This window comes from Synechococcus sp. WH 7805 (genome assembly GCF_000153285.1).
Lineage (GTDB): Bacteria > Cyanobacteriota > Cyanobacteriia > PCC-6307 > Cyanobiaceae > Synechococcus_C.
Map to the genome: position 1 here is coordinate 1,971,559 of NZ_CH724168.1, position 22,055 is coordinate 1,993,613.

Below are 22,055 nucleotides of genomic sequence, written 5' to 3' on the forward strand. Positions count from 1 at the left end.
TGATCATGCAATGTTGATGGCTTGTTTCGTTGTCGGATCGAGATTGGCTCCAAAGATGAAGGCTTGTGGGGTTTTGTTTGGCATCTCGAGGGAGATCCAATAGTTGTCGGGTTCGTCCACGTTTTGAAGGATCTGCGTTAGAACCGAAACATCAGAAACGGTGTGATTTGCAAGTCCGGAGTCGAGCGCTTCGGACAGTGCTCCTTTGCGTTCGGTGGCGACAATGCCGCTGTGGCTTGCTTGATCGAGATTGTGGATTTCTACCTGATTTAACAACCAATCATGCATTTTTGTGCCTGCGTTGACGGCGACACCTTCCGATAAAATTTTATTCAAATACGATTTGTTGATATTGTTGGCGTTCATCGGTTTGCGGTCTTCAAAAATCAACGCAGCGGTCGTGCCAACGAGAATGGAAAGAAACAGAATTCGGATCCCGCTCGCAAGCACGATCAGGGCATGAGCACGTTGATTTTGGTGCAGGAGTTTGTCGACTCCGCTGCTGAGCAGAAGCATGATCCAGGCCTTGGTGAAGCGGGTCGACGGTTTGCCGCTGAATCCACTCATCCCATCAAAATTTTTCTCCAGAGAAGCAACGCCTAGAGCCGACATTTCACTGATGACAAGCAGGGTAATCAGCGACGTTTTGATGATTGTGTCTTAAAGGAGCTGTGTGCCAATCCCGATTTTCAGGGAATTAATTTTTCGGCTCAGCATGCCGAGGCTGTCGCGGGTGTAGGGGACAGAGAATTCAACGAGCTCGAGTCGCTCGGGTGTGATTTTGTGGCAGGAGGCGATCAGGTCAACTGAGCCAAAGGCTGCGGCATCGACCGCTTGGCTGAAGGTGGGCAGCGAGACAATGGTGTATGGCCTGTTGATGTTCTCGGCGACACGACGCCAGACATCAATGGATAAACCTTCGTAGTTGTTGTTCGCTTCGTCAGAGCAGGGCAGATAGTTGTCAACTGTCCCAACCAGAAGATGCTCAGATGAATCAGTCGTTAACCCCTCTGCTTTGAGGGCTCCTGTTGAAACAGTGGCTGCGAGCCCTAGCACCAGTCCCACGCCGGTGAACAGTCTCTGCAGTAGCTGATTCCGATGCATACCGTTTGCTGTTGATTTCATCCCCCCATGGCGTTGTCGGCTTCAAATCCAACCAGTGCTTTCAGTTCCTGAAAGCTGAGCATCGTCTCAGGAGTGTTGCCAGCTTTGAGGTCAGCCAGTGCTTTTCGCATCGCGAAGGCTGCCGTTGACAGCAGGGTGAGGGGGTAGGCCACCAGATCAAAGCCCATGGCACCCAGCCGATCGGGTTTCAGAAGCGGCGTGATGCCTCCTTCGAGCATGTTGGCCATGTGCAGACCGGGCACCTCCTGGCAAAACCTGAGCATTTCCTGCTCGCTGCGGGGGGCCTCAAGAAACAGCACATCGGCGCCGAGTTGAGCGAAGGCTTTCAGACGCCAGAGTGCTTCCTCGAGGGCCCCTGTCTCGCCTTGGCTTTCATCCATGGCGGAGCGGGCATCCGTCCGCGCCACGATCACCAGATCGGCTCCCTGATTGCGGGCCTCCACCGCTGCATGGATCCTCGCGATCGCAGTGTCGCGATCGACCACTTCCTTCACGCCAGTGTGCCCGCAACGCTTCGGGGCTACCTGGTCTTCCAGCATGATTCCGCCGAACCCAGCTTTGGCGAACTGGTGCATGGTGCGTTGCACGTTGGCGGCATTGCCATGGCCTGTGTCGCCGTCACCAATCACCGGGATCGACACGGCATCGCAGATCGAGCGTCCTTGATCGAGCATCTCCGTCACCGTCAGAAGACCGGTGTCGGGCAGTCCGGCGCGGGCGGCAGCCACGGAGAACCCGCTCATAAAGGTGAGCGGACAGCCGGCTTGCTCCACCAGACGTGCTGACAGGGCATCAAAGCAGCAGGGCATGACGTGGCAGGTGTTTTGGCGGAGTAGAGCTCGTAGGCGATCGGCCGCACCGGGTTGTGGGGGCATGGCAGCGGTCATGAGGAGCAGCTGTAGTGAGAAATTCCACCGGCATTGAACAGCTCACGCGGTCGCAGCTGGCCGTATGTCGACAGAACGGCGTCTGATGGGTCGTCGTAGGGGTTGCTGAACACCTGCTGCAGCTCATGGATGAGGCTCATGTCTCCGAGCTCCGCTCGCTGGTAGGCCGGCGCGACCAGCCACTCGCGCCAGGTGATGGCGGGATTCACCTGCTGCATCGCTGCCGACGTCTCGCTGAGATTGCCTTGGGCTTCCAGGCTGCTGCGCCAGTGACCCAGCCAGCCCTGCCATCGGCCGGCGAGCTCGTCCGGGCAGGGCTGGTAGAAGCTCGGAGTCAGCTCGGAGACAGCTCTGGGCAGCGTCGACAGAAGGCGGAAGGCCTTGCAGTAGTCAGCTCCGGTTGTTGCCAGCAGCTGCAACAGTTCCGTCACCAGGGTGTCGTCGTAGGCCGGCAATCCGATTTTGCTGGCCCACATCGCCTCCATCTTCTGCTGCATCACTGCAGCAAAGCCGTCATGGAGTGCATCGAGCTCCTCCTGGGCTTGTCGATCGCCATCCAGCAGCGTGCGCAGAGATGACCAGAACATTTTGAAGTTTGTTTCCGCGGCCACGGGCTGGTTGAAGAAACAGAAGTGGGTCCCACCACCGGTCCAGGGTTGGAAGCGGGGATCGAACAGTTCGCAGAAACCGAAGGGTCCGTAGTCGAGGGTGTAACCGCCGGCGGCACAGTTGTCGCTGTTGAAGTTGCCCTGGCAGTAGCCGACGCGCATCCAGTGGGCCACTAGTGATGTGAGCCGTTCTCGGAAGAGGTGGGCGAGCGCGATGACCTGTTTGTGGAATGGCTCGGCTGGATCAATTGCGGGCCTGTAGTTCCTCTCGATCAGGTGCTGCACGATCAGCTGCAGCTCCTGGCGTGCTTCGGGGTGGGCGTCGTTGCGAGCCCGGCGTGCGAACAGCTCGATCTGTCCGACCCGCAAGAAGGAGGGGGCTACGCGCGTGCAGATCGCGGCTGCGTTTTGCACCATTATGTCTGGATCGAAGGAGCGTGAGTTCTCCGAGTACCAGGGTCTGGCAACCGTTTCCGATTGGGAGACGTAAAGGCTCAGTGAGCGGGAGGTGGGCACGCCGAGGGCATGCATGAACTCTTGTGCCAGGAATTCGCGCACACTGGAGCGCAGAACAGCGCGTCCATCCGCACCGCGGCAGTAGGGCGTCGGCCCGCCGCCCTTGAGTTGCATCTCCCAGCGCTGGTTTTTGAACACTCCCTCAAAGACGGAGATGGCCCGCCCGTCGCCATAGCCGTTGCCGGTTCCAAACGGACACTGCTGGATGTATTCGGTGCCATAGATCGACAGGGCATAGCCGGTAGCCCAGCCCCAGGGATGCATGGGATCGGTGCTTGCTGACAGGTCTCCAGAGAACATTCTCTGAAAGGCGTCGTCATGAACCAACGCCTCACTCAGCCCAAGCTCATCGAACAGGACAGAACTGTGGGCGACGTAGGCGGGATCGGGGAGCGGTGTCGGCCTCACTGGCACGTAGTGACCCGATGTCACCTGCCGAGGTCGCAAATCGACTCCGTCTGTCGTTGCCTGTGGATCCGCCTTCAGCTGCTCTAACAAGGAATAGTCGACCCGCTGCCTGAACTCCTCAAAGCTGTTTGCTGTTGTGGGCATGAAGGCAACGGCGATTCTCCGATGCTATGAACTTTTGCGATCACCGTTCATTGGATCGAGACAACGCTTGAAGGGCTGTTTCGGGGCAGTGCATCCTTAGGTATCAGTACGGATCAGCGGCTTCAGCGGGCAAAAGCTGCTCACGGGGATAGTTGTTACAATGGATACCGAACAATCATTTTTTTGAATGGCGATTCTCGCCAACAATCCCCCCTTCACTAATCAAGCCGACCAAAGAAGATCCTCGAATGGATGGCGGATCCTGAGAAACATTAGTGCGGAGGCTGGTAATGATTTCATTGAAGGTAGACAGCGTCTGAGCTCCAACAGCAGCGGCATTGGGATTGAGATTTTTGGCAGCGTTTTGGATACAGAGTTTGGGAATGACACTGTTAAGGGCATTGCTCGCGCGAAAAATGGTGTGGCTACTGGCATTGATATTTTTGGAAAAACCCTGATCAATGGGAATGAGATCGGTGATAGTGCGATTGATTCCGGAGCTGATAACGACAAAGTGATCGGGCGAGGTAACAGTAGGACTGGAATTGCTTATGGTATTGAGATCAATGGCGGCAAGATCGATTCTGGTCTTGCTAATGACAGGATTACAGGCAATGGAAAAAGTAGGAGTGGTGATGCCTATGGCATCTCGCTGAATGGCAGTAATGCCGAAACGAAAATCGATACCGGACTTGGCAATGACAGTGTTGTAGGCAAGGCAAGAAGTCGCAGCGGCAATGCCTTTGGTATCAACAACTTGAGGAATAGCACCATTGATACTGGAGATGGTGATGACACCGTTACTGGTGTTGCTTCAAGTGACACTGGTGCAGCTGTCGGTATCTTCAACAATGGTGTGATCGATGGCGGCGCAGGCGATGATGTGTTTGATGCGTTAACAGGTGGTTGGGGTGGCAACGGTCGTGCTGATCTTGGCAGTGGCAATGACACTGTTAGAGGTTTTGGCAGCGGCACCTTTGATGGCGGTGTCGGATTCGATACACTTGTTTTCAACGCTGGCACTTACAACATTGCAAGAGTGGGAAGCCAGTTGGATCGCTTTGAAATAACACTTTCCTCTCTTCAAAATAGTCCGGTCATGACTGTCACTGAATTTGAATTTTTCGGGGAAGGTGATCAGCAGACGTCATTTGCGAGTGCTGTTGCTGCCGGTCAAATTACTTTTATCTAAAAGACCTTAGGGCTCAACGATTGAATAATTTTTCCGGCCCTTCGGGGCCGGTTTTTTGTTGGCCTGGGCAACGTTGGAATCCCACCTGCTTCTGGGTTGTTCTTGGATGCCCGGGTTGATCACTCTTTGATAGCTTCATAGAGAATGCGCATGAGCATGCGAACACCGTTATCGATCTTGAGTTCTGCATGGTTTGGAATGCCGATTTTGCTGAATTCTCTCAGTTCGTCGAGAAGTTCAGGGTGAAACTGGCAGGAGAAAGAGCGTCAAATGGATTTGGCTTCGAAATCCAAAACTCTGTTATTGATTGCTTTTAAGGGTGGGGAGGAAATCTGATTTCCTGAGGAATTGCTCTTTGATTGGCATTGCCGTTTTGCTTGTCAGAAGCGGCAATGGATTGGAAATTTCTTGTATTCTTTTGAGGGGAATTGGTGGTTGAGGAAACAAAACGTTGTGCTTTGGTGATGGTTTGCTCAAATTGAAATGGGCGGGTTGACCAGTAAAATTTAATTGACTAGAGCAGAATTAGATTTAAAATTTCCAAAATGGCTTTTCTGACTAATGAGCCCTCCTTCACTAATCGGGAAGACGTAAGAATTTCTTTTGATGGCTGGATTATTTCGTCTGGCGTAGGCGTTGATGCTTTGAGTGGTGGTGACATTGTTGAAGGTCTGGCAGCATCTGGCGACGGCGATGCTGCTGGAATCTTTATTTCCAGTGGGGCTCTAGATGCAGGCAATGGCCGTGACACCATTCAAGGCAAGGGCACCACTGCAGAAGGCGCAGTCACTGGTATCGAGATTATCCTCGGCGGCACTTTGCAAGCCGGTTTGGGTGACGACAATATTCAAGGCACGGCCACCACGAACCTCGGGGCTGCTGCTGGTATCGAGATCGTCAGTAGCTCCCTTGATACAGGGTCCGGCAGAGACACGATTGAAGGTAAATCCACAACTGGCGAGGGGGCTGCTGCTGGTATCGAGATCGTCAACGGCACGCTGAATACAGGATTGGGCATTGATTCAATCAAAGGTAGGGCCACCACTGGCGACGGCGCAGTCTCTGGCGTTGAAGTCACCCTCGACGGCACCCTTGACACAGGCTTTGGTAATGACACTGTTCAAGGGAGAGCCAGCACGGCCGTTGGAGCGGCTGCTGGTATCGATATCTTTAGGGGTGCTCTTGATACAGGCTTAGGTAATGACACAATTGCAGGAAAAGCCATTTCAGGTGATGGCGCCGTTGCTGGTATCGAAGTTTTCCGTGGCACCCTCAATACAGGTTTCGGCATCGATACCTTTGACGGCCAAGCCACCACGGCCGTCGGTCCTGCCGCTGGTATCGAGATCGTCCGAAGCACCTTGGATACTGGGTTAGGAGCTGACATTATCCAAGGCAAGGGCACCACTGTTGATGGCGCGGCCTCTGGGGTAGAGATCGCTCGTGGCACCTTGAAGACACGGGCTGGTGGGGACATGATCATTGGCGACGCTGAAGGTCGTCGCGTTGCCTATGGAATCCTTAACTTCAACAACGGCGCTTTGATTGCTGGTGCTGGCGATGACACCATCACAGGCAATGCAGAAGCGCGTCGCTTTGCCTTTGGCATCTTCAACGACAGCACCAGCACCATAAAAACTGGATCTGGTAATGATGCAATCACTGGTACTGCCTCCAATGCCAAAAGAGAGGCCTTTGGAATCTTCAATGATGGCGTTATTGATGGTGGCGGTGGCAACGATGTGTTTGATGCCCTCAAGGATGGATGGGGTGGTGGCGGTACGGTTGATTTGGGCAGAGGAGATGATGTCCTAAGAGGTTTTGGTAGCGGTACCTTTATTGGTGGTAGTGGTTTGGATGCGTTGACTTTTAGCTCTGGTACTTACAGGATTGAGAATGTTGAGGGGCAGCGCGGGGTCTTTCAGATAACGCTCGATTCCCTTGAGCCAAGCCCTGTTATGAATGTGGTTGGGTTTGAATTCTTCGGAGAAGGTGATCAGCAGACAAGCTTTGCAGCAGCGGCCTCTGCTGGAGAGATCACATTCGTTTGAAGAATTGAATTACGTTGTCTGCTTTTCCGGCCCTTCGGGGCCGGTTTTTTATGAGTTCAGTTGGTTTTGCGCATCGGTTAGGTATTGGGCTGAGCTTATTCTGATTGCTTCTTGTCGCTAATCTTTGATGGCCTCGTAAAGAATGCGCATTAAAAGGCGTATCCCGTCGTCTTTTTTGAGTTCTGAATATGCGGGAATGCCGCTTCTGCTGAACTCTCTTAAGTCGTCGAGGAGTTCCGGGTGGAATTGGCACGAAAATGAGCGCCGAATGTTTTTTGTTTCAAAGTCCATGTAACTGATGCATGTTGCTGCAACCTCGGTACAGAGTTTTCCCTGCACTGTTGTTGAGCAGAGGATTTCCACTGAACTTGGTAACTTAAGTAGCCATGCCAGTGGTGAAATCGCCACCAGTTTTCTCGAAGGTACAAGGGCGTGGTGAAGTTTTCTGTAGGCCCAATTGGCAAACAAAATAGCCTCTTCGTTGACTTCATCAGTGTGAAACATCACAATGTTTAAGTTTTTCTCGTAGCTGATGGAGTGTTCGATGATTCCATCGTATTCCTCGCTTGATACGGCATGGGTAAGGATTAGTTCGCTGAAGCGGTGGCTTGGATGTTGTTTGTTGTGGTCGTAGTGAACCAGTTCGCAGTGGCCAGCTTCTGGTATTTCGTTAACTCCTACGGCGAACTGGGGGTCATCCCATCCGTGGGCGATTTCATCCTTGCCGCCCTTAATAATTTTGAGGTTTCTACCAATGGATTCGATTTCTTTGCAGGTATCAAGAAGCCCTTTGAGCGTGTGAATATTTTCCTTCAGGGTTGACTCGCAGCAGTTGAGAATGTCCCTTGTCGCTTTTTGGATCAGATGAATGTGGGCTTGCGCTGCGAGTTGATGGCCAAGGCAGATAAACACAACCGGAGGTGTGCGGCTTTGTCGGGAAATGATGAGTTCCTCGCATAAGTTCTGCAGGTCCTGCAGGCTCCATTGGCAGGCCTTGAATGTGTCTGCTTCGCGGACCGTCGGGTGGCCGCCTTCGACGACTACGGCCATGCAGCGACTTAGGGCTTGCAAGAGCAGGGACCGGTCGATCTCTGGGCTGTCCCAGAGTGGGAAGAGAATCGAGTCACAATCGGCGATCCCTTGCGCAAGGCATGCAACATTTAGGGATGCTCTAACGGTTTCACCGCAACTGTTATGGCCAACGTGATCAGCTGGCTCAAGAATGCAGAGGCTATGGCGTAAAAGGTCATTATTTTCCAGGAGAGATCTCAGGTCTTTGTTTGTTTTTACAACTTTTTCGAGAGGGGATTGTTTGCCCCAGCCCTCCTGAATGTCGTCGTCTTGAATTGGGTATTCGACTCCGTTGAGTAAGTGGGGGGAGTCGCGATCATGCAGAAAATCCCCAATGAGTGTTTGGATTGATTCAATGCTTGATTGACCTGGCCGTAAAAAGCCTGGTTGCGTTCTCCAGGGCTGATGATTTGCTGCCTTCATTGAATCAATGCCTCGGATTCAACGGTGAATGCTTTGGCGGTTTGTTTTTGTCTGAACAAGCACGGTTTGCTGACTTCCCTCCTGAGCACGAGCAAACCTTGTTTTGATCTGGTCTACCGGGTCTGCTCCTGCAGACTGGCTTTAAGTCGGTCGTAGCGCCTGGCTTGTCGCTGAATTCAAGATTGAGGTTTTGAGGCTTTCCTTCCAGGATCTGCAGCGCCAGCTGCAACCAGACATCGCTCTGGTGGGACCAGGGAGTGACCCCTGGGACGTGCTGGTGATGCCGTCTCTCAATATGAGCCAGGAGCAGATGGCGCTTGTTGAGGGAGCGCACCACTACGAGGAACGCCAGTTGTTCGAGCTCATCCGGTTGCGGCAGCCGCGGGCGCGCATGGTGTTTGTCACCAGCAAGCTGCTGCCTGATCTGGTGGTGGATTCCGTTCTCGAGTTGCTGCAAGGGGTGCCGATCTCCCATGCCCGTCAGCGCCTTCAGCTGTTCGACACCGATGACGCCAGTTCAAGGCCTTTGGCTGCCAAGTTGCTGGAGCGACCACGGCTGCTGAAACGCATCCGCGACAGCCTGCGGCCGGGGCGCAGTTACCTGAGTTGTTACAACGTTGGCGATCTCGAATGCCGCTTATCGGAGGCCTTGCAGCTTCCCTTGATGGGCTGTGACCCCCAGCTGTCCAGCTGGGGCCATAAGGCTGGCGGTCGCGCCCTGTTCCGTCGCTGTGGGCTCCCCCATCCGGATGGATCAGAGTTGGTGTTTAGCTTCGACGGTCTGCTTGACGCCAGCCTGGATCTGCTGGAGCGCAAGCCGGGGTTGCGCCGGGCGGTGGTGAAGCTCAATCAGGGGTTCAGTGGCGAGGGCAATGCCCGGCTCGAGCTGGAGCCGCTGCAGCTTCAGGCCTGTTCACCGCAGGAGCGCCGTGACCGCCTCAGGCTGGCTCTGGAGACCTTGCCCATGCCTGCGGCTGGATGGCGCAGCCAGCTGCAGGATCAGGGGGCACTGGTGGAGGAATGGCTGGAGGGTGGTGAGGCGATCTCCTCCCCCAGCGTGCAGGGTGTGATCCTTCCCGGCGGCTGCGTGGAGGTGCTCTCCACCCATGAGCAGCACCTCGGCGGTGCGTCCGGCCAGGTGTATCTCGGTTGTCAGTTCCCGGCCGATCCGGCCTATCGGCTCGAGCTGCAGCGCTGGGGGCAGGCGGTTGGCGAGGCTCTGGCTGAGCTGGGGGCGTTGGATCATTTCTCGGTGGATGGGCTGGCCCGGCGTTTCGGTGATCGTTGGGATCTCCAGGCCATTGAGGTCAACCTCCGCAAAGGCGGCACCACCCATCCCCATCAGGTGCTGCGCTTTCTCAGCAATGGCCACATGGATGCTTCCACCGGTGCCTTCCTGTCTCCCCAGGGCAGTGAGCTGCACTACCTGGCCACAGACAACTTCATGCATCCCCAACTCCGTGGCCTGCTGCCGATGGATCTGATCGATGCCGTGGCGGAGGCCGGTTTGCATTACGACGCCCTCAAGGAGAGCGGAAGCGTGTTTCATCTTCTCGGTTGTCTTTCAGAACACGGCAAGCTGGGAATGACCTGCATCGGCACCACCCTGGCGGAGGCTCGGGAGGTGGATGCCCGCACGCGGGCCCGGCTGCTGGAGATGTGACGCGTTGTCGAGGCCATGACCGGATTCACTCCACCGTTTCCTCCCCCTGCCGCCCGAGCTGAGGTGGAACGCCTCAAGGGGTACAGCGCTCCCCTGGAGGGGCGTCGTGGTCTGCTGCGTCTGGATTTCAACGAAAACACCGTTGGCCCCAGTCCGAAGGTGGTGGCTGCGATTCGAGCCTTCCCCGAGGAACTCATCGCGGTGTATCCGGAATACGACGGACTGCGCGAGGCGTTGATCGCCAATCTGAAGGCGTCGAAGGAGGGCCTGCGGCATCCCCTGGCTCCTGAGCAGGTGGGGGTGTTCAACGGCGTGGATGCGGCAATCCATGCCGTGATTCACGCCTATGGGGCTCCAGGCGACACCCTGCTCACCACCAGTCCAACCTTCGGGTACTACGCACCCTGCGCCGGCATGCAGGGGATGGTGATCGAGGCGGTGCACCACGCAATGCCCGGCTTCTTCTTCCCTCTGGAAGCGATTCGTTCCGCTCTGAGCAGACGGCCCAAGATCCTGATGCTTTGCAATCCCAACAACCCAACAGGGACCCGTCTTGCAGCGGATCAGGTGCTGGCGCTCGCAGCGTCTGCCCCAGACACGCTGGTGGTGGTGGACGAGCTCTATGAAGCGTTCACGGGAGACAGCGTGCTGCCAGTCGTCGATTTCCAGACACAGGCCAATGTGTTGGTGCTGCGGTCCCTCGCCAAGACAGCGGGTCTGGCTGGATTGCGCCTGGGCTTTGCCATTGGCCACCCAGGAGTTGTCGACAGGGTTGGCCGCGTCACCGGACCCTATGACGTGAACAGCCTGGCGGCGGCGGCGGCGTTTGCGGCCCTGGAGGACCAGGCCTATACCAATCAGTACGTTGAGGAAGTGCTACGCGCGCGTAACTGGATCGGGACTGAAATGACACGCTCGCGTGTTGTTTTTCACTGTGACGGGGGTAATTACCTGTTGGTGTGGCCGCAGCGGCCTGCTGATGAGGTGGAGCAAGCGCTTCGAGCGGAGGGGATCCTGGTTCGTTCCATGGCCGGGAAGCCCCAGATTGATGGGTCCCTGCGTGTGAGTATTGGCACCTTGCAGCAGATGCAGCGGTTCTGGGAAGTTTTTAGCTTTGTTTCGAAATCTGGTTAGGTTTGCGTTGGCAGCAGTTATTCGTCATCACTAGGTTGTGACAGTCCGAGGGATTGCGAGGCCGTCATGCCAGCAGTGAAGAAGCTGTTCTTCGGATCTGGGCAGCGGCCTCTGCGACAGCAGCTGGCGATCACTCTTGCAGGAATTCTTTCGCTGTCGATTCTTGTTTCGATTTTATTGCTGAACATTTTGTTCGGTTGGCAGGCTCGCCAGTTGATTGATCAACGTGCGGCCTTTTTCATGGACGCAATGTTGTCGGTGAGGGAGTACACCAGCAGGAAGGTGAATCCCATTCTTGCCCCTCTTAATCAAGGTGCTGGCCTATTTCGGCCGGAGGCTGTTCCCAGTTACTCTGCTCAGACGGTAGCTGGACTGCTCAAAGATAAGCCTGAATTCCGCGAATATTCATACCGTGAGGCTGCCATTAATCCAACAAATTTAAGGGACAAGGCGGATTCATTTGAAACGGGTGTGATCGAGGCGTTCCGGCGTGATCCATCCCTCAAGATTCAATCGGGTGAAAAATCCACGCCACTGGGAACGGTTCATTTTGTGGCCCAGCCCATCAAGGTCGGAAAAGAGAGTTGTCTCATCTGTCATTCCACACCTGATCGAGCACCCGCAAGTCAGCTTCTTGCTTATGGAGACACCGGCGGCTTCGGATGGAAACTGAATGAAATTGTTGGAACGCAGATTGTCACGGTGCCGCAAGAAGCGGTGTTCATGGCGAAGGATCGCTCCCTGCTGTTCACGGCCGCACTGCTTGTTGTTGCCTTCAGTGTGGTGGGTGTGATTGTGAATGCCGTGCTTGACAGGCTGATCCTTCGCCCGATGCGCGACATCAGCCGCAAGGCCGACGAAGCCAGTGTTACTCCCGCGACGGTCAATTTCGAGGAGAGGGAACGTCGGGATGAAATCGGCTTGCTGGCGCGCAGTTTTGAACGTATGAAGCAGAGCTTGGCGATCTCCATGCAGATGCTCAAGGATCGCCAGGGCAAGGCTTGATGAGGCGTCTTCTGATCGTTCTCTCTCTTGCTCTCGGCGCCTGCGCGGGTGGACCATCGGGTGAGCAGGCGCTCTGCGGTCCCACTGGTCGTCTGCGCGTCGGCTTGGTGGGTTCGGCGGAAGGTCGGCGTGGTTCCGCAGGCGTCATCCTGGCGGAGCAGGAGCAGTTCAAGCTGCGGGAGCTTCTGATGGCATCCAGTCGTTGTGATGTCCTCTTGGAGCCTGTTCTCAGCCCTGAGCAAGCTCGACTCCGTCTCAGGAACAGTGAGTGGGATCTTGCTTTTCTTCCTCCGGGGCTGACTGCTGTTGCGCTCGAGCAAGAGGGGCAGTTCAGTCTTGTTCGTCAGTTGGGTCGTCGTCAGAACGCAAAGTCGCAATTGATTGTTCGCGCAGACAGTCGCTTCAAGACCCGAGCCGATCTTCGCGGGACACGCCTGGGGCTGCTGCCTCGTGGTTCCCTCACTGGGTTTTATCTCCCTCTGTTCAATCTTCATGGTCTGACGTTGTCGCAGGTGGGGTATGAACTCACGTACCAAGACCTGATGCAGGGTCTGCAAAACGGAGAGTTTGACGTCATTGCCTGGGATGGCGCACTTCCAACGCAGGGCAACGAGATTCGGGTCATTCATGAAGACACCCATGCGATTCCTCTGGGTGCGCTGGCTCTCAGTCAGCCGCTTCTCGCCCAGGATTACAAACCTTTTGTGCAAAAGCTTGATGACAATGTGACCCAGCTTCCTTCTTCGCTTGGCTACGCGACGGGCGTGATCCCTGATCTTCTGATGCTCCAGGAGCTGAGAGCGATTGTGTCCAAGGTGGAGGGTTGGAGTCTTCCCCAGGCTGGTCAGCCCTATGTCGTGTATGGAACCCCATCACGCTCAATGCCTGGCGAGGGGCCTCTATGACAACGCACGCTCGCCATCTGCGCGCCATTGTCTTCAGTGACGTGGTTGATTCGTCTGTGAAAATCTTCGCGGATGAATTGATTGCAATTCAACGCATCAAGGAGGATCTTGCTCTGATCCGTGATGCTCTTCAGAGTCATGGTGGGGCCCTTGTGAAGTCGCTGGGTGATGGACTTCTGGTCACCTTCGATGGACCGACGCATGCGCTTGAGTTCATCCAGTCTGCGCTGCAATCCCTGCACAGCCAAGGCCGTCAACCCCTGGCCCATCGCTTTGGTCTGCATACCGGTGAAATTTATGCCGATGGCGATGACATCCTTGGTCAGGGTGTGCATCTGGCCTCCAGGCTGCAAACTGTCAGCCCCGCCAATGGCGTGGCCTTCACCCGTTCAACCTATGAGTTGATTGACTCGCGCTTCAGACCGTTGGCCCGATCCATCGGGACTGTTGAACTCAAAGGGTTGCCTGAGCGAATGGAACTGTATTGCTTAGGTGCCGATGATTTGCTGCGTTTCGGTCGCCAGGAACAGGATGATCGCGATGATCTGTCCCTTCTGTTAGACGACACTCCGTATACCGTTGTGCGCTCCCTCAGTCGATCACGTCAACCACAGACACTGCTTCTGAAAGAGAAACAGCGTGATCGTCAGGCGGTGTTGAAGTTGATTCCCACAGACGCCAGTCTTGAAGAAGCTTTGAGGGTTGAGGCGGCGAGCCTCGATCGTCTGCGTCACCCTCGGATCCCAAGAGTTCTTGATGCCTATGCACGTGATGGACGTTTTTGTTTTATCCAGGAATACATTTCTGGTCCGTCTCTCCATGGTTCTCTTGACCTCCTGAGAAAAAAACAGAGACTTGCAGAATTGCTGCGTCAGGTGTTGCAGATGCTTGAGACGCTGCATGCCGCGGGCTTGATGCACGGTGATATTCATCCGGCCAATCTGATTCCTTCAGACAGCGGCTGCCCTCCTTTCCTGGTGGACTTCTCGCTGTTGAGAGCTCGTACAGAAGCCAGACTGCGGCAGACCGACCGTCGGCTCGAAGCCAGTGTTTCGGAGCTGGGCCGCCCTTATTTTTCTGCACCCGAACGCGCTCGTTTCGGACGACTCACTCCCTCTGCGGATCTCTATGCCCTTGGCGTGACAGCTCTGTTGTTGTTCACAGGAGGGAGTCCCAAAGATCTTTACGACGAGATCCAGGCCTGCTGGCGATTGGAGGGACTGGACTCTGAAGTGGTGCGCTGGCTAGCGCCGCTTCTGGAAGATCAGCCAGCCCGTCGGCTTCAGTCGGCTGCTGATGCTTTGCAGCTTCTTGACCAACCCACGGCTGTGGCCTCATCCATGCCGGCGGCTGCAGAGATCCGTCGTTCTGATCTGCCTGTCTTGAACTCGGTCAGCAAGGCCGAACTTCAGCGCCACCTGGTGGTGACCTATGGGCCGATGGTGGATCTTCTGCTGGAGACAGCGCCCACCACGGTGGAGCCCCCGCAACTGAGTGCCTTGCGTGAGCGGCTGATTGCTGCGGGGATGGCGGCCGGTGATGTTGATGCGGCACTGCGTCAAGCGGTGGTGCAGCCTCCCGTTCCCGCGGGCCAAGCCAGTCCAGCCCACTCCTCAACAACGCGGATGGTCGTTCCTGAGTCACCCTCAGAAGGTGATGGTGGGAAGGCAGCCCATCCACTGCTCGCTGAGTTGCGGGAACGCATCGGGCCCATCGCCGATTTCATCTGGACTGATGAGCTCCCGCGTCTGGCTGAATTGGATCCCGCAGCGTTTCGCGCACAACTGGACAAAGCCTCTGTGCCCACGCCGGTGGTTGATGCCCTGCTGAATAGTGGTGCCTCAGGCACTGATCATCGCCCGGATGATTCATGGTCAGCGGAGCCCCCTTCAGCCTCTCAGCCGCTGACTCAGGGAGATCCCTGTTCCATGCACACAACGGATCCTGCGCAACTCAGCAGCGATCTCGCCGAACTGATCGGCCCTGTGGCGACCATGGTGATGCAGGAGGTCGCGGTGCTGCCGGTGTCAAAACAACCCCAGGCCATCGTGGACGTGATGGTTCGCCTTGGGGTCGCCTCTGATCTTGTGGACACCTTCCGCAACCGTCAGGGAATGGCAGCATCGAAAGAGGCCTGATCCAGGATCAGCGCATCACATCGATCACGGTGTCGTCTCCGAGGGAGCCAGGCAGGGACAGCGTCGTCCCCACCCGTTGAACCTTCGTTCCTCCCATGGCATCGAGGAAGGGCTGCACGCCACTTTGATCACAGCCCTGGGGCGCATCGCCGCTGACGTATTGCACGGGAATCACCCTCCGTGGATTCAGCTGCCTCACCACATCGGCGGCTTCCACGCCGTCGTAAACCTTGCCGCCGCCGCCCACGCCGATGATCAACACATCGGGGCGACCAAGAAGCACTTTGTCTTCGCCGCTCAAGGGGGCCGCGGTTCCTCCGAGATGGGCGAAGCTCAGGCCACCCTGTTGCCAACGCCAGAGCGTGGCATTGCCGAAGCGCCTGCCTCCGACACGGTCGTGGGGGGCTGAGAAGCCCTCGAGGTTCAGCCCGCCGACTCGATAGGAGCCAGGCTTCACCAGATAAGTACCACCCCCGACCCGGGCCCCTTCGTCAGGCAGCTCAGAGCTGGCGAGTGTCACGGTGGCGTTCACGCGCGGTTCCCGCAATCCTTTGGCACAGCCAACGGCCTTGAAAGGATTCACCAGAACGGAACGTCCACCACCGCGGATCAGCAGGGCGCTGTGGCCATAGCTGGTGATGGTCACTCCTGCGGCCTGGGCGGCAGGGACGGAGACTGAGGTCAGTAGAGCAGTCGCCGTTAGTGCCGCAGCCATGCTGCCGGCACTCCGTCTGTGCAGGAGATCGGTCATGGGGGCATACCGGAGGGCTTTGGAAGCTAGCAGTGCTGTAAGCGACTTTCCGCTTGCTGCAGGAAGTTGGCCAACAGGTTGTGGCCGGCTTCGGTGAGCACACTTTCAGGGTGGAACTGAACCCCTTGCAAATGGTGGTGGTCGCGGTGGCGCAGTCCCATTACGGTGCCGTCCGCCAGTTCAGCGGTGACCTCGAGGCATTCAGGCAGGCTGCTGCGTTCCGCGATCAGACTGTGGTAACGGGTGGCGGTGAGTGGTTGAGGCAGGCCTGCAAACACCCCCTCTCCGCGGTGATGCACAGGGGATGTCTTGCCATGCATCAGTTCAGAGGCACGGATGATCCGGCCGCCATAGGCCTGAGCCAGGGCTTGATGCCCCAGGCACACGCCCAGGGTTGGGATCTGAGGAGACAACTGCTTGAGCACATCCAGGCACACCCCGGCCTGATCGGGATCCCCAGGCCCAGGAGACAGAAGAATGGCATCGGGCTTGAGTGCACTGATCTCCTCAATGGTGAGGGCGTCATTACGCTCCACCCGCAACTCGGAGGCCAGGGGATGCTGGGCCGCCAGCTCACCGAAGTACTGCACCAGGTTGTAGGTGAAGCTGTCGTAGTTATCGATGACAAGGAGCATCGTTCAAAGGCTGAGACGAAAGATCAGAGGAGGTAGTACGAGCAGCAGGGCGATCAGCAGCGAGCTGAGGGCCGCCACCAGTACCGCAGCCGCAGCGCAGTCCTTGGCGATCCGAGCCAAGGGATGGAAGCGGCGGCCGATGGCTAGATCCACCACCGATTCAATGGCGGTGTTGAGCAGCTCGAGCACCAGGACAGCGGCCACGGTGAGCACCAGCACGGCGAGCTGAATGGCAGGCAGTTGAAGCCAGAGCCCCAGGCCGAAGACCACCGAACCGATGCTCACATGGATGCGGAAATTCCTCTGGCTGACAAACCCATACGCCAGGCCCTGGGCGGCATAGCGGAAGCTGGCCGGTAGGTCGCCAGCAATCCGCCAAGCGCCTCTTTGGGCGGCTCGATGGGCTTGCTTGGTGCTGCGCTGGCTGATCTCCTCGGACAACGGCGCTCCGTCTTCAGGGTTCAGCAGTGATTTCATCTGCTGTTTCACAGTTGATCTCACCATGGGATTGAACATTAACGGCCATGGCAAGCAGGCGCTCTTGACAGGCAATCATTGCGTTCAAAGTTGTCTCATCGGGGTGATCCCAGCCGAGGAGATGCAACAGCCCGTGACTGACGAGCCATTGCAGCTCCCTCTCCAGGCTGTGTCCCTGCTCGATCGCTTGGCGCGCTGCCGTCGGCACGGAGACGACAATGTCCCCGAGCTCCAGGGTTGTCGCCTGCTGGAGCGGCATCTCCGACTCAAGTGCTGCAAACGACAACACATCCGTTGCCTGAGGCAGGCCACGCCAACGGCCATTGAGCTCAGCAATCTCTCGATCGCCTGTCAATTGCAGGCCCAGGCTGACGTCCAAACAGTCCCTCAGTTGGGGTGCTGTTGGTTGCTCCCAGCTCTGCTTGAGCGCCTCAAGCCAACGGCAGAGGTCGCTTTGCCAGGGCTCCGGGTTCTGCAGCCGTCCGGTTGAGGCCAACATTCCCAATGTGTTGATCTGGGCGTCGTCAGCACCTGTAAAGGCCAGGTCGAGAACGACCGGATCGCGCCGTCGTGCGCTCATTGCGGAAGGGTTGGGCGACCCAGCCAGGCCACCACAAGGATGAATCCAATGAAGCCAGTGGCGGTGAGTCCGAAGTGGAACAGGCTTTTGCTGCCTTTGCGCACCATGTTGCGCATCGCCTGTTTGACGAAACTCGGCGGTGGGGTGGTGGGTCCTTCCTTCTCGGGCATGGTCAGCTGTCCTCCTCCTGGCCGGGGCTGTCGACACCTTGGCGCAGCAAGGCCTGGATAAAGGGCTCCAGGTCGCCATCCATCACGCCTTGAACATCATTGGTTTCCTCCTGGGTACGCAGATCCTTCACCATCTGATACGGGTGAAACACATAATTTCTGATCTGGTTGCCCCAGGCCGCTTCCACGATGTCGCCGCGGATATCGGCGATTTCAGCAGCTCGCTGCTCCTGGGCGATCACCAGAAGTTTGGCCTTGAGAAGGGCCATGGCCTTCTCTTTGTTTTGCAGCTGGGAACGCTCCTGGGTGCAACGCACCGCCAGGCCCGTGGGGATGTGCAGGATGCGAACCGCGGTTTCCACCTTGTTCACGTTCTGACCGCCAGCACCTCCGGATCGTGAGGTTGTGACCTCCAGATCCTTGTCAGGGATATCGATGTCGACATCCTCCTCCAGCTTGGGCATCACCTCCACGCCGGCGAAGCTGGTCTGCCGCTTGTCGTTCGCGTTGAACGGAGAGATACGCACCAGGCGGTGTGTTCCTTTTTCATTGCGTAGATAGCCGTAGGCATAACGACCCTCGATTTCGATCGTGGCGCTCTTGATGCCCGCTTCCTCTCCTTCACTGAGTTCGTCCACCGTCACTTTCATGCCGCGGTCCTCAGCCCAGCGGGTGTACATGCGCAGAAGCATCTGGGCCCAGTCCTGGGCGTCTGTTCCTCCAGCACCGGCATTGATGGAGAGCACGGCTCCTTCTTTGTCGTACTCACCACTGAGCAGGCGTTCCAGTTCCCAGCGATCTAGGTCACGGCGCAACTGGTTCAGGCCACCTTGGGCTTCGCCCAACATGTCTTCGTCGGGTTCAAGGTCGTAGAGCTCAAGCGTGGCCTGCGCGTCGGAGACCGCGCCCTGCCAAGTCTCCAGCTGTTGCAGCATCGCCTTCACCTCATCGAGGCGCCGCATCTGCTTCTGTGCGTTCTGTTGGTCGTCCCAGAAGTCCGGCTGAGCAGCCAGTTGTTCGAGGTCCTGCTGCCGTGCGTTTAAAGCAGGAACGTCAAAGACAGTCCTGGGCATGGCCCAGGCGGTCAGTGAGCTCGGAGAGGTCGCGCTTGAAGTCGGTGAGATCGAGCAAAGGTGCGCTGAGGCAATATTTTCAGACCCTATCTCAGTGAGTAACGCCCTTGCTCGGCAGTGAACAGGGGATCAACTTCGGGGCACGCTGGGCTGGCTTCTGGTTCAGCAGGTCCTGCATCCGAGCATCAATCCAAACAGATGCCATCCGTTCGATAGCTTCACCACGAGGCCACCGAACAGGGTGCCCAAGACTCTCGTCCGCGCTGCCTTCAGCGAGGCTTCAGAGCCTGCAATCACGAAGAGACCCGTGGCGAGGAGGCCTGCGAATCCCACCCCTTAGAGCGTTGCGGATCTGCCGGGCGGATGGTGGATGGATTCCCATCGCTCCGAAGCGGTCTGCTCTGCATAGGATTCGGGTTCATGATGAATGCTCCATGCCGAGCGTCGAGATCTACACCTGGCGCACCTGTCCGTTTTGTATCCGTGCCAAGCAGCTGCTGGATCGCAAGGGCGTTGCTTACACGGAGTACTCCGTTGACGGCGATGAGCCGGCCCGCGATGCCATGGCTGCGCGTGGGAATGGCCGCCGCAGTGTTCCCCAGATCTTCATCGCAGATCAGCACATCGGGGGATGCGACGAACTCCACGCTCTTGAAAGGGCCGGGACACTCGATGCCCTGCTCTCCTGAGGAACGGATTCACTGATCTCGTGATGCGCCATCTGTTCGTGCTGGATCCGCTGGAGCGGATCAACCCCGCCAAGGACTCCACAGCGGCGCTGATGCAGGCGGCCTTCCGCGCCTCTTTGGAGGTGTGGGCTTGCACCCCTGCTGATCTCATCGCCCTCGGTGATGAGCCTCTGGCGATGGCTGCCCCGGTCCAGCCCGATCCTTGGGTGAGGGCCGGAGACCGTGAGCGCTTGCCCCTCAACACCTTCAAGGTGATCTGGATGCGGAAGGACCCGCCGGTGGATGAGGCCTATCTCTATGCCACCCATCTGCTGGATGTGGCTGAGCGTGCGGGGGTGTGTGTGCTCAACAGACCGTCCTCCTTGCGCAGCTGGAACGAAAAGCTGGGCGCCCTGCGATTCAGTCGCTGGATGGCCCCCACCCTGGTCTCCGGCCGGGTTGGAGAACTGCAGGCTTTTGCGGAGGAGCAGGGGGAAATCGTTCTCAAGCCTCTGGGTGGCAGGGCTGGCCTGGGGGTGATTCGGGTGTCATCGCAGGCGCCGGGGCTGGGCGCTTTGCTGGAGCTGGTTACTGAGCAGGAACGTCTTCCCGTGATGGCGCAACGTTTTCTGGCCTCAGTGTCCGAGGGCGACAAACGCATTCTTCTGGTGGATGGTGAGCCGTTGGGAGCGATCAATCGCCGTCCTGCGGCCGGTGAATTCCGCAGCAATCTGGCTGTGGGAGGTCAGCCGGAGCCCACCGTGCTCAGTGAACGGGAATGTCAGATCTGTGCCGCGCTAGCCCCGGCACTGCGGGCCGAGGGTTTGTTTTTTGTGGGCATCGATGTGATCGGTGGGATGCTCAGTGAGATCAACGTCACCAGTCCAACCGGCATTCGAGAAGTGGAACGGCTGATGGATCAACCCCTTGCTGATCAGGTGATTGAGCGGCTGCAGCAACTGCGTAGCTAACGCGTCACAGGCGAGGCAACGGAGGATCGAGAGGGTTGGAACCCTGTTGTGATTGGAGGTCCAACTGATCGGCCAGCACGGTCAGTTTGAGAGCAACTTCCTGCAGCTCCCGTTCCGCCACTGACCCCCTCACCAGTCCGGCTCCAGCGGTGAGGTCGAGTTGAGAACCGTGGGCGTGGCCGCAGCGGATGGCAACCCGCAGTTCGGCGTCGCCGGCACTGTCAATCCAGCCGATTGGAGCCGCATAGCCTCCGCGCTCGAAGGGCTCAAGGCTGCGCAGCCAACCCATGGCCTGGCGTCTGGGGAGACCTGCTACCGCTGGTGTGGGGTGCAGGGCACCAGCCAGACTCAGCGGCAACTGTTCCTCGGCCGCCGCTGTAATTGGCGTGTGGAGATGCATCAACCGTCCGTGCCGAGCGAGTTGGGGGCGCCTTGGTCTGCGGGGGGTCAGCCCGAGGCTCTTCAGGTGATCAGTGATCGCCTGCACCACTAATTCATGTTCTCTGCGGTCCTTCTCGGAATTCAGAAGCGACTCTCCGGTTTCAAGCCGACCGGCTGTCCCGGCCAGAGCATCGCTGCGGAGTTGTCCATTGCGCAGACTGAGCAACCGTTCAGGAGAGGCTCCAAAAAAGGAGTCCTGCGCGTCACGCTGCCAGAGGAAGCGACAGCTGCCGGCCTGCTGGTGCCGCAATCGATCAAGCAGCGGCAGGGGATTGAGGGGCGCGCTGAGTTGAATCGATTGCCGAACGGCCAGCACGAGCTTGTGGAGTTCACCCTGGTTCACCAGCTCCAACCCCCGTTCAAGGGCCGACGCGTAGCGCGATTCCCAATCGCCAGGGCTGACACTGCCCCGCACCGTTTCCGGCCACGGTTCTGACAGCTGGGGCTGGGCTTGAAGCCGCTCGGCCATCAACCAAAGCGTTTCGATCAGCAGGCGGACGTCTTCGATTTCGTGGGCGACCCCGTGGATCCGAAGCCAGCACTGGCGACCCTGACGACTCAGTTGCCATCGGGGCAGCACGGCCTGCACGGAGGGCATGCCTCCCCTGGGCTGCTGTTCGCTCGGCTGCTCGAAAAACGAAAAGGCCAGAAGGATGCGGGATCGGGCCTGCGCCGGTGCATCCGGAGAGCCTTCCACGACCCTGCAAAGGGTGGCATCGCAGAAACGCTGTGCTAGTTCGAATCGTTTCGGACCGGCGAGATCCAGGTGGTGGCAGCGACCAGACGCGGCCAGGCACAGACCCGGTGCCCCGTCCCAGAGGAAGCGGAAGGGGTCGGAGGATCGCAGGTCTGGCAGGTGCCGCAGGGGATCGAGGCCGCCGATGGGGACGGCCAGACTCATTACACAGTCCTCACCCTGGCGCTGCTCCCAGGCCTGCAGGGCCTGCTGGAGCCGATCGCCGAAGCGCATCGCCATCGAGCTGGGGAAGGACTCGGCCGACATCCGGGCGGCAGTGTTG

21 protein-coding genes are annotated in these 22,055 nt (G+C 57.7%); 9 read left to right on the forward strand and 12 right to left on the reverse strand.

Annotation, left to right across the window (positions count from 1 at the left end; genetic code table 11):
• Positions 1 to 3: 3 nt before the first annotated feature.
• From WH7805_RS09945 to WH7805_RS09960, 4 genes are all read right to left on the reverse strand, one after another.
• Positions 4 to 567, reverse strand: coding sequence for a hypothetical protein (locus WH7805_RS09945; protein WP_156783670.1), 564 nt, complete (start codon positions 565 to 567; stop codon positions 4 to 6).
• A 93-nt stretch (positions 568 to 660) separates the two neighbouring features.
• The gene (locus WH7805_RS09950) at positions 661 to 1,125 is read right to left on the reverse strand and encodes an ABC transporter substrate-binding protein (protein WP_038004638.1); all 465 of its coding nucleotides are present in this window, start codon (positions 1,123 to 1,125) and stop codon (positions 661 to 663) included.
• Positions 1,122 to 2,000, reverse strand: a complete 879-nt coding sequence (locus WH7805_RS09955) for an oxaloacetate decarboxylase (RefSeq protein WP_038005362.1) — start codon at positions 1,998 to 2,000, stop codon at positions 1,122 to 1,124. Before WH7805_RS09955 ends, WH7805_RS09950 begins: the two co-directional genes overlap by 4 nt.
• An 8-nt stretch (positions 2,001 to 2,008) precedes the next feature.
• Positions 2,009 to 3,688 (reverse strand): protein adenylyltransferase SelO family protein, encoded by a 1,680-nt coding sequence (locus WH7805_RS09960; protein WP_006042949.1) that lies wholly within the window; start codon positions 3,686 to 3,688, stop codon positions 2,009 to 2,011.
• Positions 3,689 to 3,875: 187 nt separating this feature from the next.
• Here WH7805_RS09960 and WH7805_RS09965 point away from each other — a divergent pair, with 187 nt between their 5' ends.
• Together WH7805_RS09965 and WH7805_RS09970 are read left to right on the forward strand one after the other, a co-directional pair.
• Complete coding sequence (locus tag WH7805_RS09965) at positions 3,876 to 4,880, forward strand: calcium-binding protein (protein WP_006042950.1); 1,005 nt, start codon at positions 3,876 to 3,878, stop codon at positions 4,878 to 4,880.
• Between the two features lie 545 nt (positions 4,881 to 5,425).
• Positions 5,426 to 6,931: a hypothetical protein gene (locus WH7805_RS09970; RefSeq protein ID WP_156783671.1), complete on the forward strand. Its 1,506-nt coding sequence runs from the start codon at positions 5,426 to 5,428 to the stop codon at positions 6,929 to 6,931.
• Positions 6,932 to 7,048: 117 nt separating this feature from the next.
• On the opposite strand, the gene WH7805_RS09975 is transcribed toward WH7805_RS09970, so the two are convergent.
• The gene (locus WH7805_RS09975) at positions 7,049 to 8,425 is read right to left on the reverse strand and encodes a hypothetical protein (RefSeq protein ID WP_006042952.1); all 1,377 of its coding nucleotides are present in this window, start codon (positions 8,423 to 8,425) and stop codon (positions 7,049 to 7,051) included.
• Between the two features lie 190 nt (positions 8,426 to 8,615).
• On the opposite strand from WH7805_RS09975, the gene WH7805_RS09980 reads away from it, so the two are divergent.
• From WH7805_RS09980 to WH7805_RS10000, 5 genes are all read left to right on the forward strand, one after another.
• On the forward strand, positions 8,616 to 10,088 hold the full coding sequence (locus WH7805_RS09980) for a peptide ligase PGM1-related protein (RefSeq protein ID WP_006042953.1): 1,473 nt from the start codon (positions 8,616 to 8,618) through the stop codon (positions 10,086 to 10,088).
• A gap of 15 nt (positions 10,089 to 10,103) precedes the next feature.
• Positions 10,104 to 11,222: a histidinol-phosphate transaminase gene (locus WH7805_RS09985; protein WP_006042954.1), complete on the forward strand. Its 1,119-nt coding sequence runs from the start codon at positions 10,104 to 10,106 to the stop codon at positions 11,220 to 11,222.
• Positions 11,223 to 11,288: 66 nt separating this feature from the next.
• Complete coding sequence (locus WH7805_RS09990; RefSeq protein ID WP_006042955.1) at positions 11,289 to 12,227, forward strand: DUF3365 domain-containing protein; 939 nt, start codon at positions 11,289 to 11,291, stop codon at positions 12,225 to 12,227.
• Positions 12,227 to 13,132, forward strand: coding sequence for a phosphate/phosphite/phosphonate ABC transporter substrate-binding protein (locus WH7805_RS09995; protein WP_006042956.1), 906 nt, complete (start codon positions 12,227 to 12,229; stop codon positions 13,130 to 13,132). The genes WH7805_RS09990 and WH7805_RS09995 overlap by 1 nt, the downstream gene beginning before the upstream one ends.
• Entirely contained in the window at positions 13,129 to 15,270 is a 2,142-nt protein-coding gene (locus tag WH7805_RS10000) for a protein kinase (RefSeq protein WP_006042957.1), read from the forward strand. Before WH7805_RS09995 ends, WH7805_RS10000 begins: the two co-directional genes overlap by 4 nt.
• Positions 15,271 to 15,277: 7 nt before the next feature.
• Here the strand turns inward: WH7805_RS10000 and WH7805_RS10005 are convergent, their stop codons facing one another.
• The 6 genes from WH7805_RS10005 to prfB form a co-directional block, all read right to left on the reverse strand.
• Positions 15,278 to 16,021, reverse strand: a complete 744-nt coding sequence (locus tag WH7805_RS10005) for an MBL fold metallo-hydrolase (RefSeq protein ID WP_006042958.1) — start codon at positions 16,019 to 16,021, stop codon at positions 15,278 to 15,280.
• 26 nt (positions 16,022 to 16,047) lie between these two features.
• The gene (locus WH7805_RS10010) at positions 16,048 to 16,656 is read right to left on the reverse strand and encodes an aminodeoxychorismate/anthranilate synthase component II (RefSeq protein WP_006042959.1); all 609 of its coding nucleotides are present in this window, start codon (positions 16,654 to 16,656) and stop codon (positions 16,048 to 16,050) included.
• 3 nt (positions 16,657 to 16,659) lie between these two features.
• Entirely contained in the window at positions 16,660 to 17,133 is a 474-nt protein-coding gene (locus tag WH7805_RS10015) for a diacylglycerol kinase family protein (RefSeq protein WP_006042960.1), read from the reverse strand.
• Positions 17,111 to 17,713, reverse strand: coding sequence for an rRNA maturation RNase YbeY (gene ybeY / locus WH7805_RS10020; protein WP_006042961.1), 603 nt, complete (start codon positions 17,711 to 17,713; stop codon positions 17,111 to 17,113). The genes WH7805_RS10015 and ybeY overlap by 23 nt, the downstream gene beginning before the upstream one ends.
• Positions 17,710 to 17,883, reverse strand: coding sequence for a DUF3285 domain-containing protein (locus WH7805_RS13900; RefSeq protein ID WP_006042962.1), 174 nt, complete (start codon positions 17,881 to 17,883; stop codon positions 17,710 to 17,712). Before WH7805_RS13900 ends, ybeY begins: the two co-directional genes overlap by 4 nt.
• 2 nt (positions 17,884 to 17,885) lie before the next feature.
• Positions 17,886 to 19,014, reverse strand: a protein-coding gene (prfB, locus tag WH7805_RS10025) for a peptide chain release factor 2 (RefSeq protein ID WP_156783672.1) whose coding sequence is annotated in 2 segments (ribosomal slippage) — positions 17,886 to 18,938 and positions 18,940 to 19,014 — 1,128 coding nt in all. Because the reading frame shifts where the segments join, the coding sequence is not laid out codon by codon here.
• 376 nt (positions 19,015 to 19,390) lie between these two features.
• On the opposite strand from prfB, the gene grxC reads away from it, so the two are divergent.
• Together grxC and gshB are read left to right on the forward strand one after the other, a co-directional pair.
• Positions 19,391 to 19,645: a glutaredoxin 3 gene (gene grxC, locus WH7805_RS10030; RefSeq protein ID WP_006042966.1), complete on the forward strand. Its 255-nt coding sequence runs from the start codon at positions 19,391 to 19,393 to the stop codon at positions 19,643 to 19,645.
• A gap of 23 nt (positions 19,646 to 19,668) precedes the next feature.
• Positions 19,669 to 20,595 (forward strand): glutathione synthase, encoded by a 927-nt coding sequence (gene gshB / locus WH7805_RS10035; protein ID WP_006042967.1) that lies wholly within the window; start codon positions 19,669 to 19,671, stop codon positions 20,593 to 20,595.
• Between the two features lie 4 nt (positions 20,596 to 20,599).
• Here gshB and WH7805_RS10040 read toward each other — a convergent pair whose 3' ends face one another.
• Positions 20,600 to 22,039 (reverse strand): isochorismate synthase MenF, encoded by a 1,440-nt coding sequence (locus tag WH7805_RS10040; RefSeq protein ID WP_006042968.1) that lies wholly within the window; start codon positions 22,037 to 22,039, stop codon positions 20,600 to 20,602.
• Between the last annotated feature and the right edge of the window lie 16 nt (positions 22,040 to 22,055).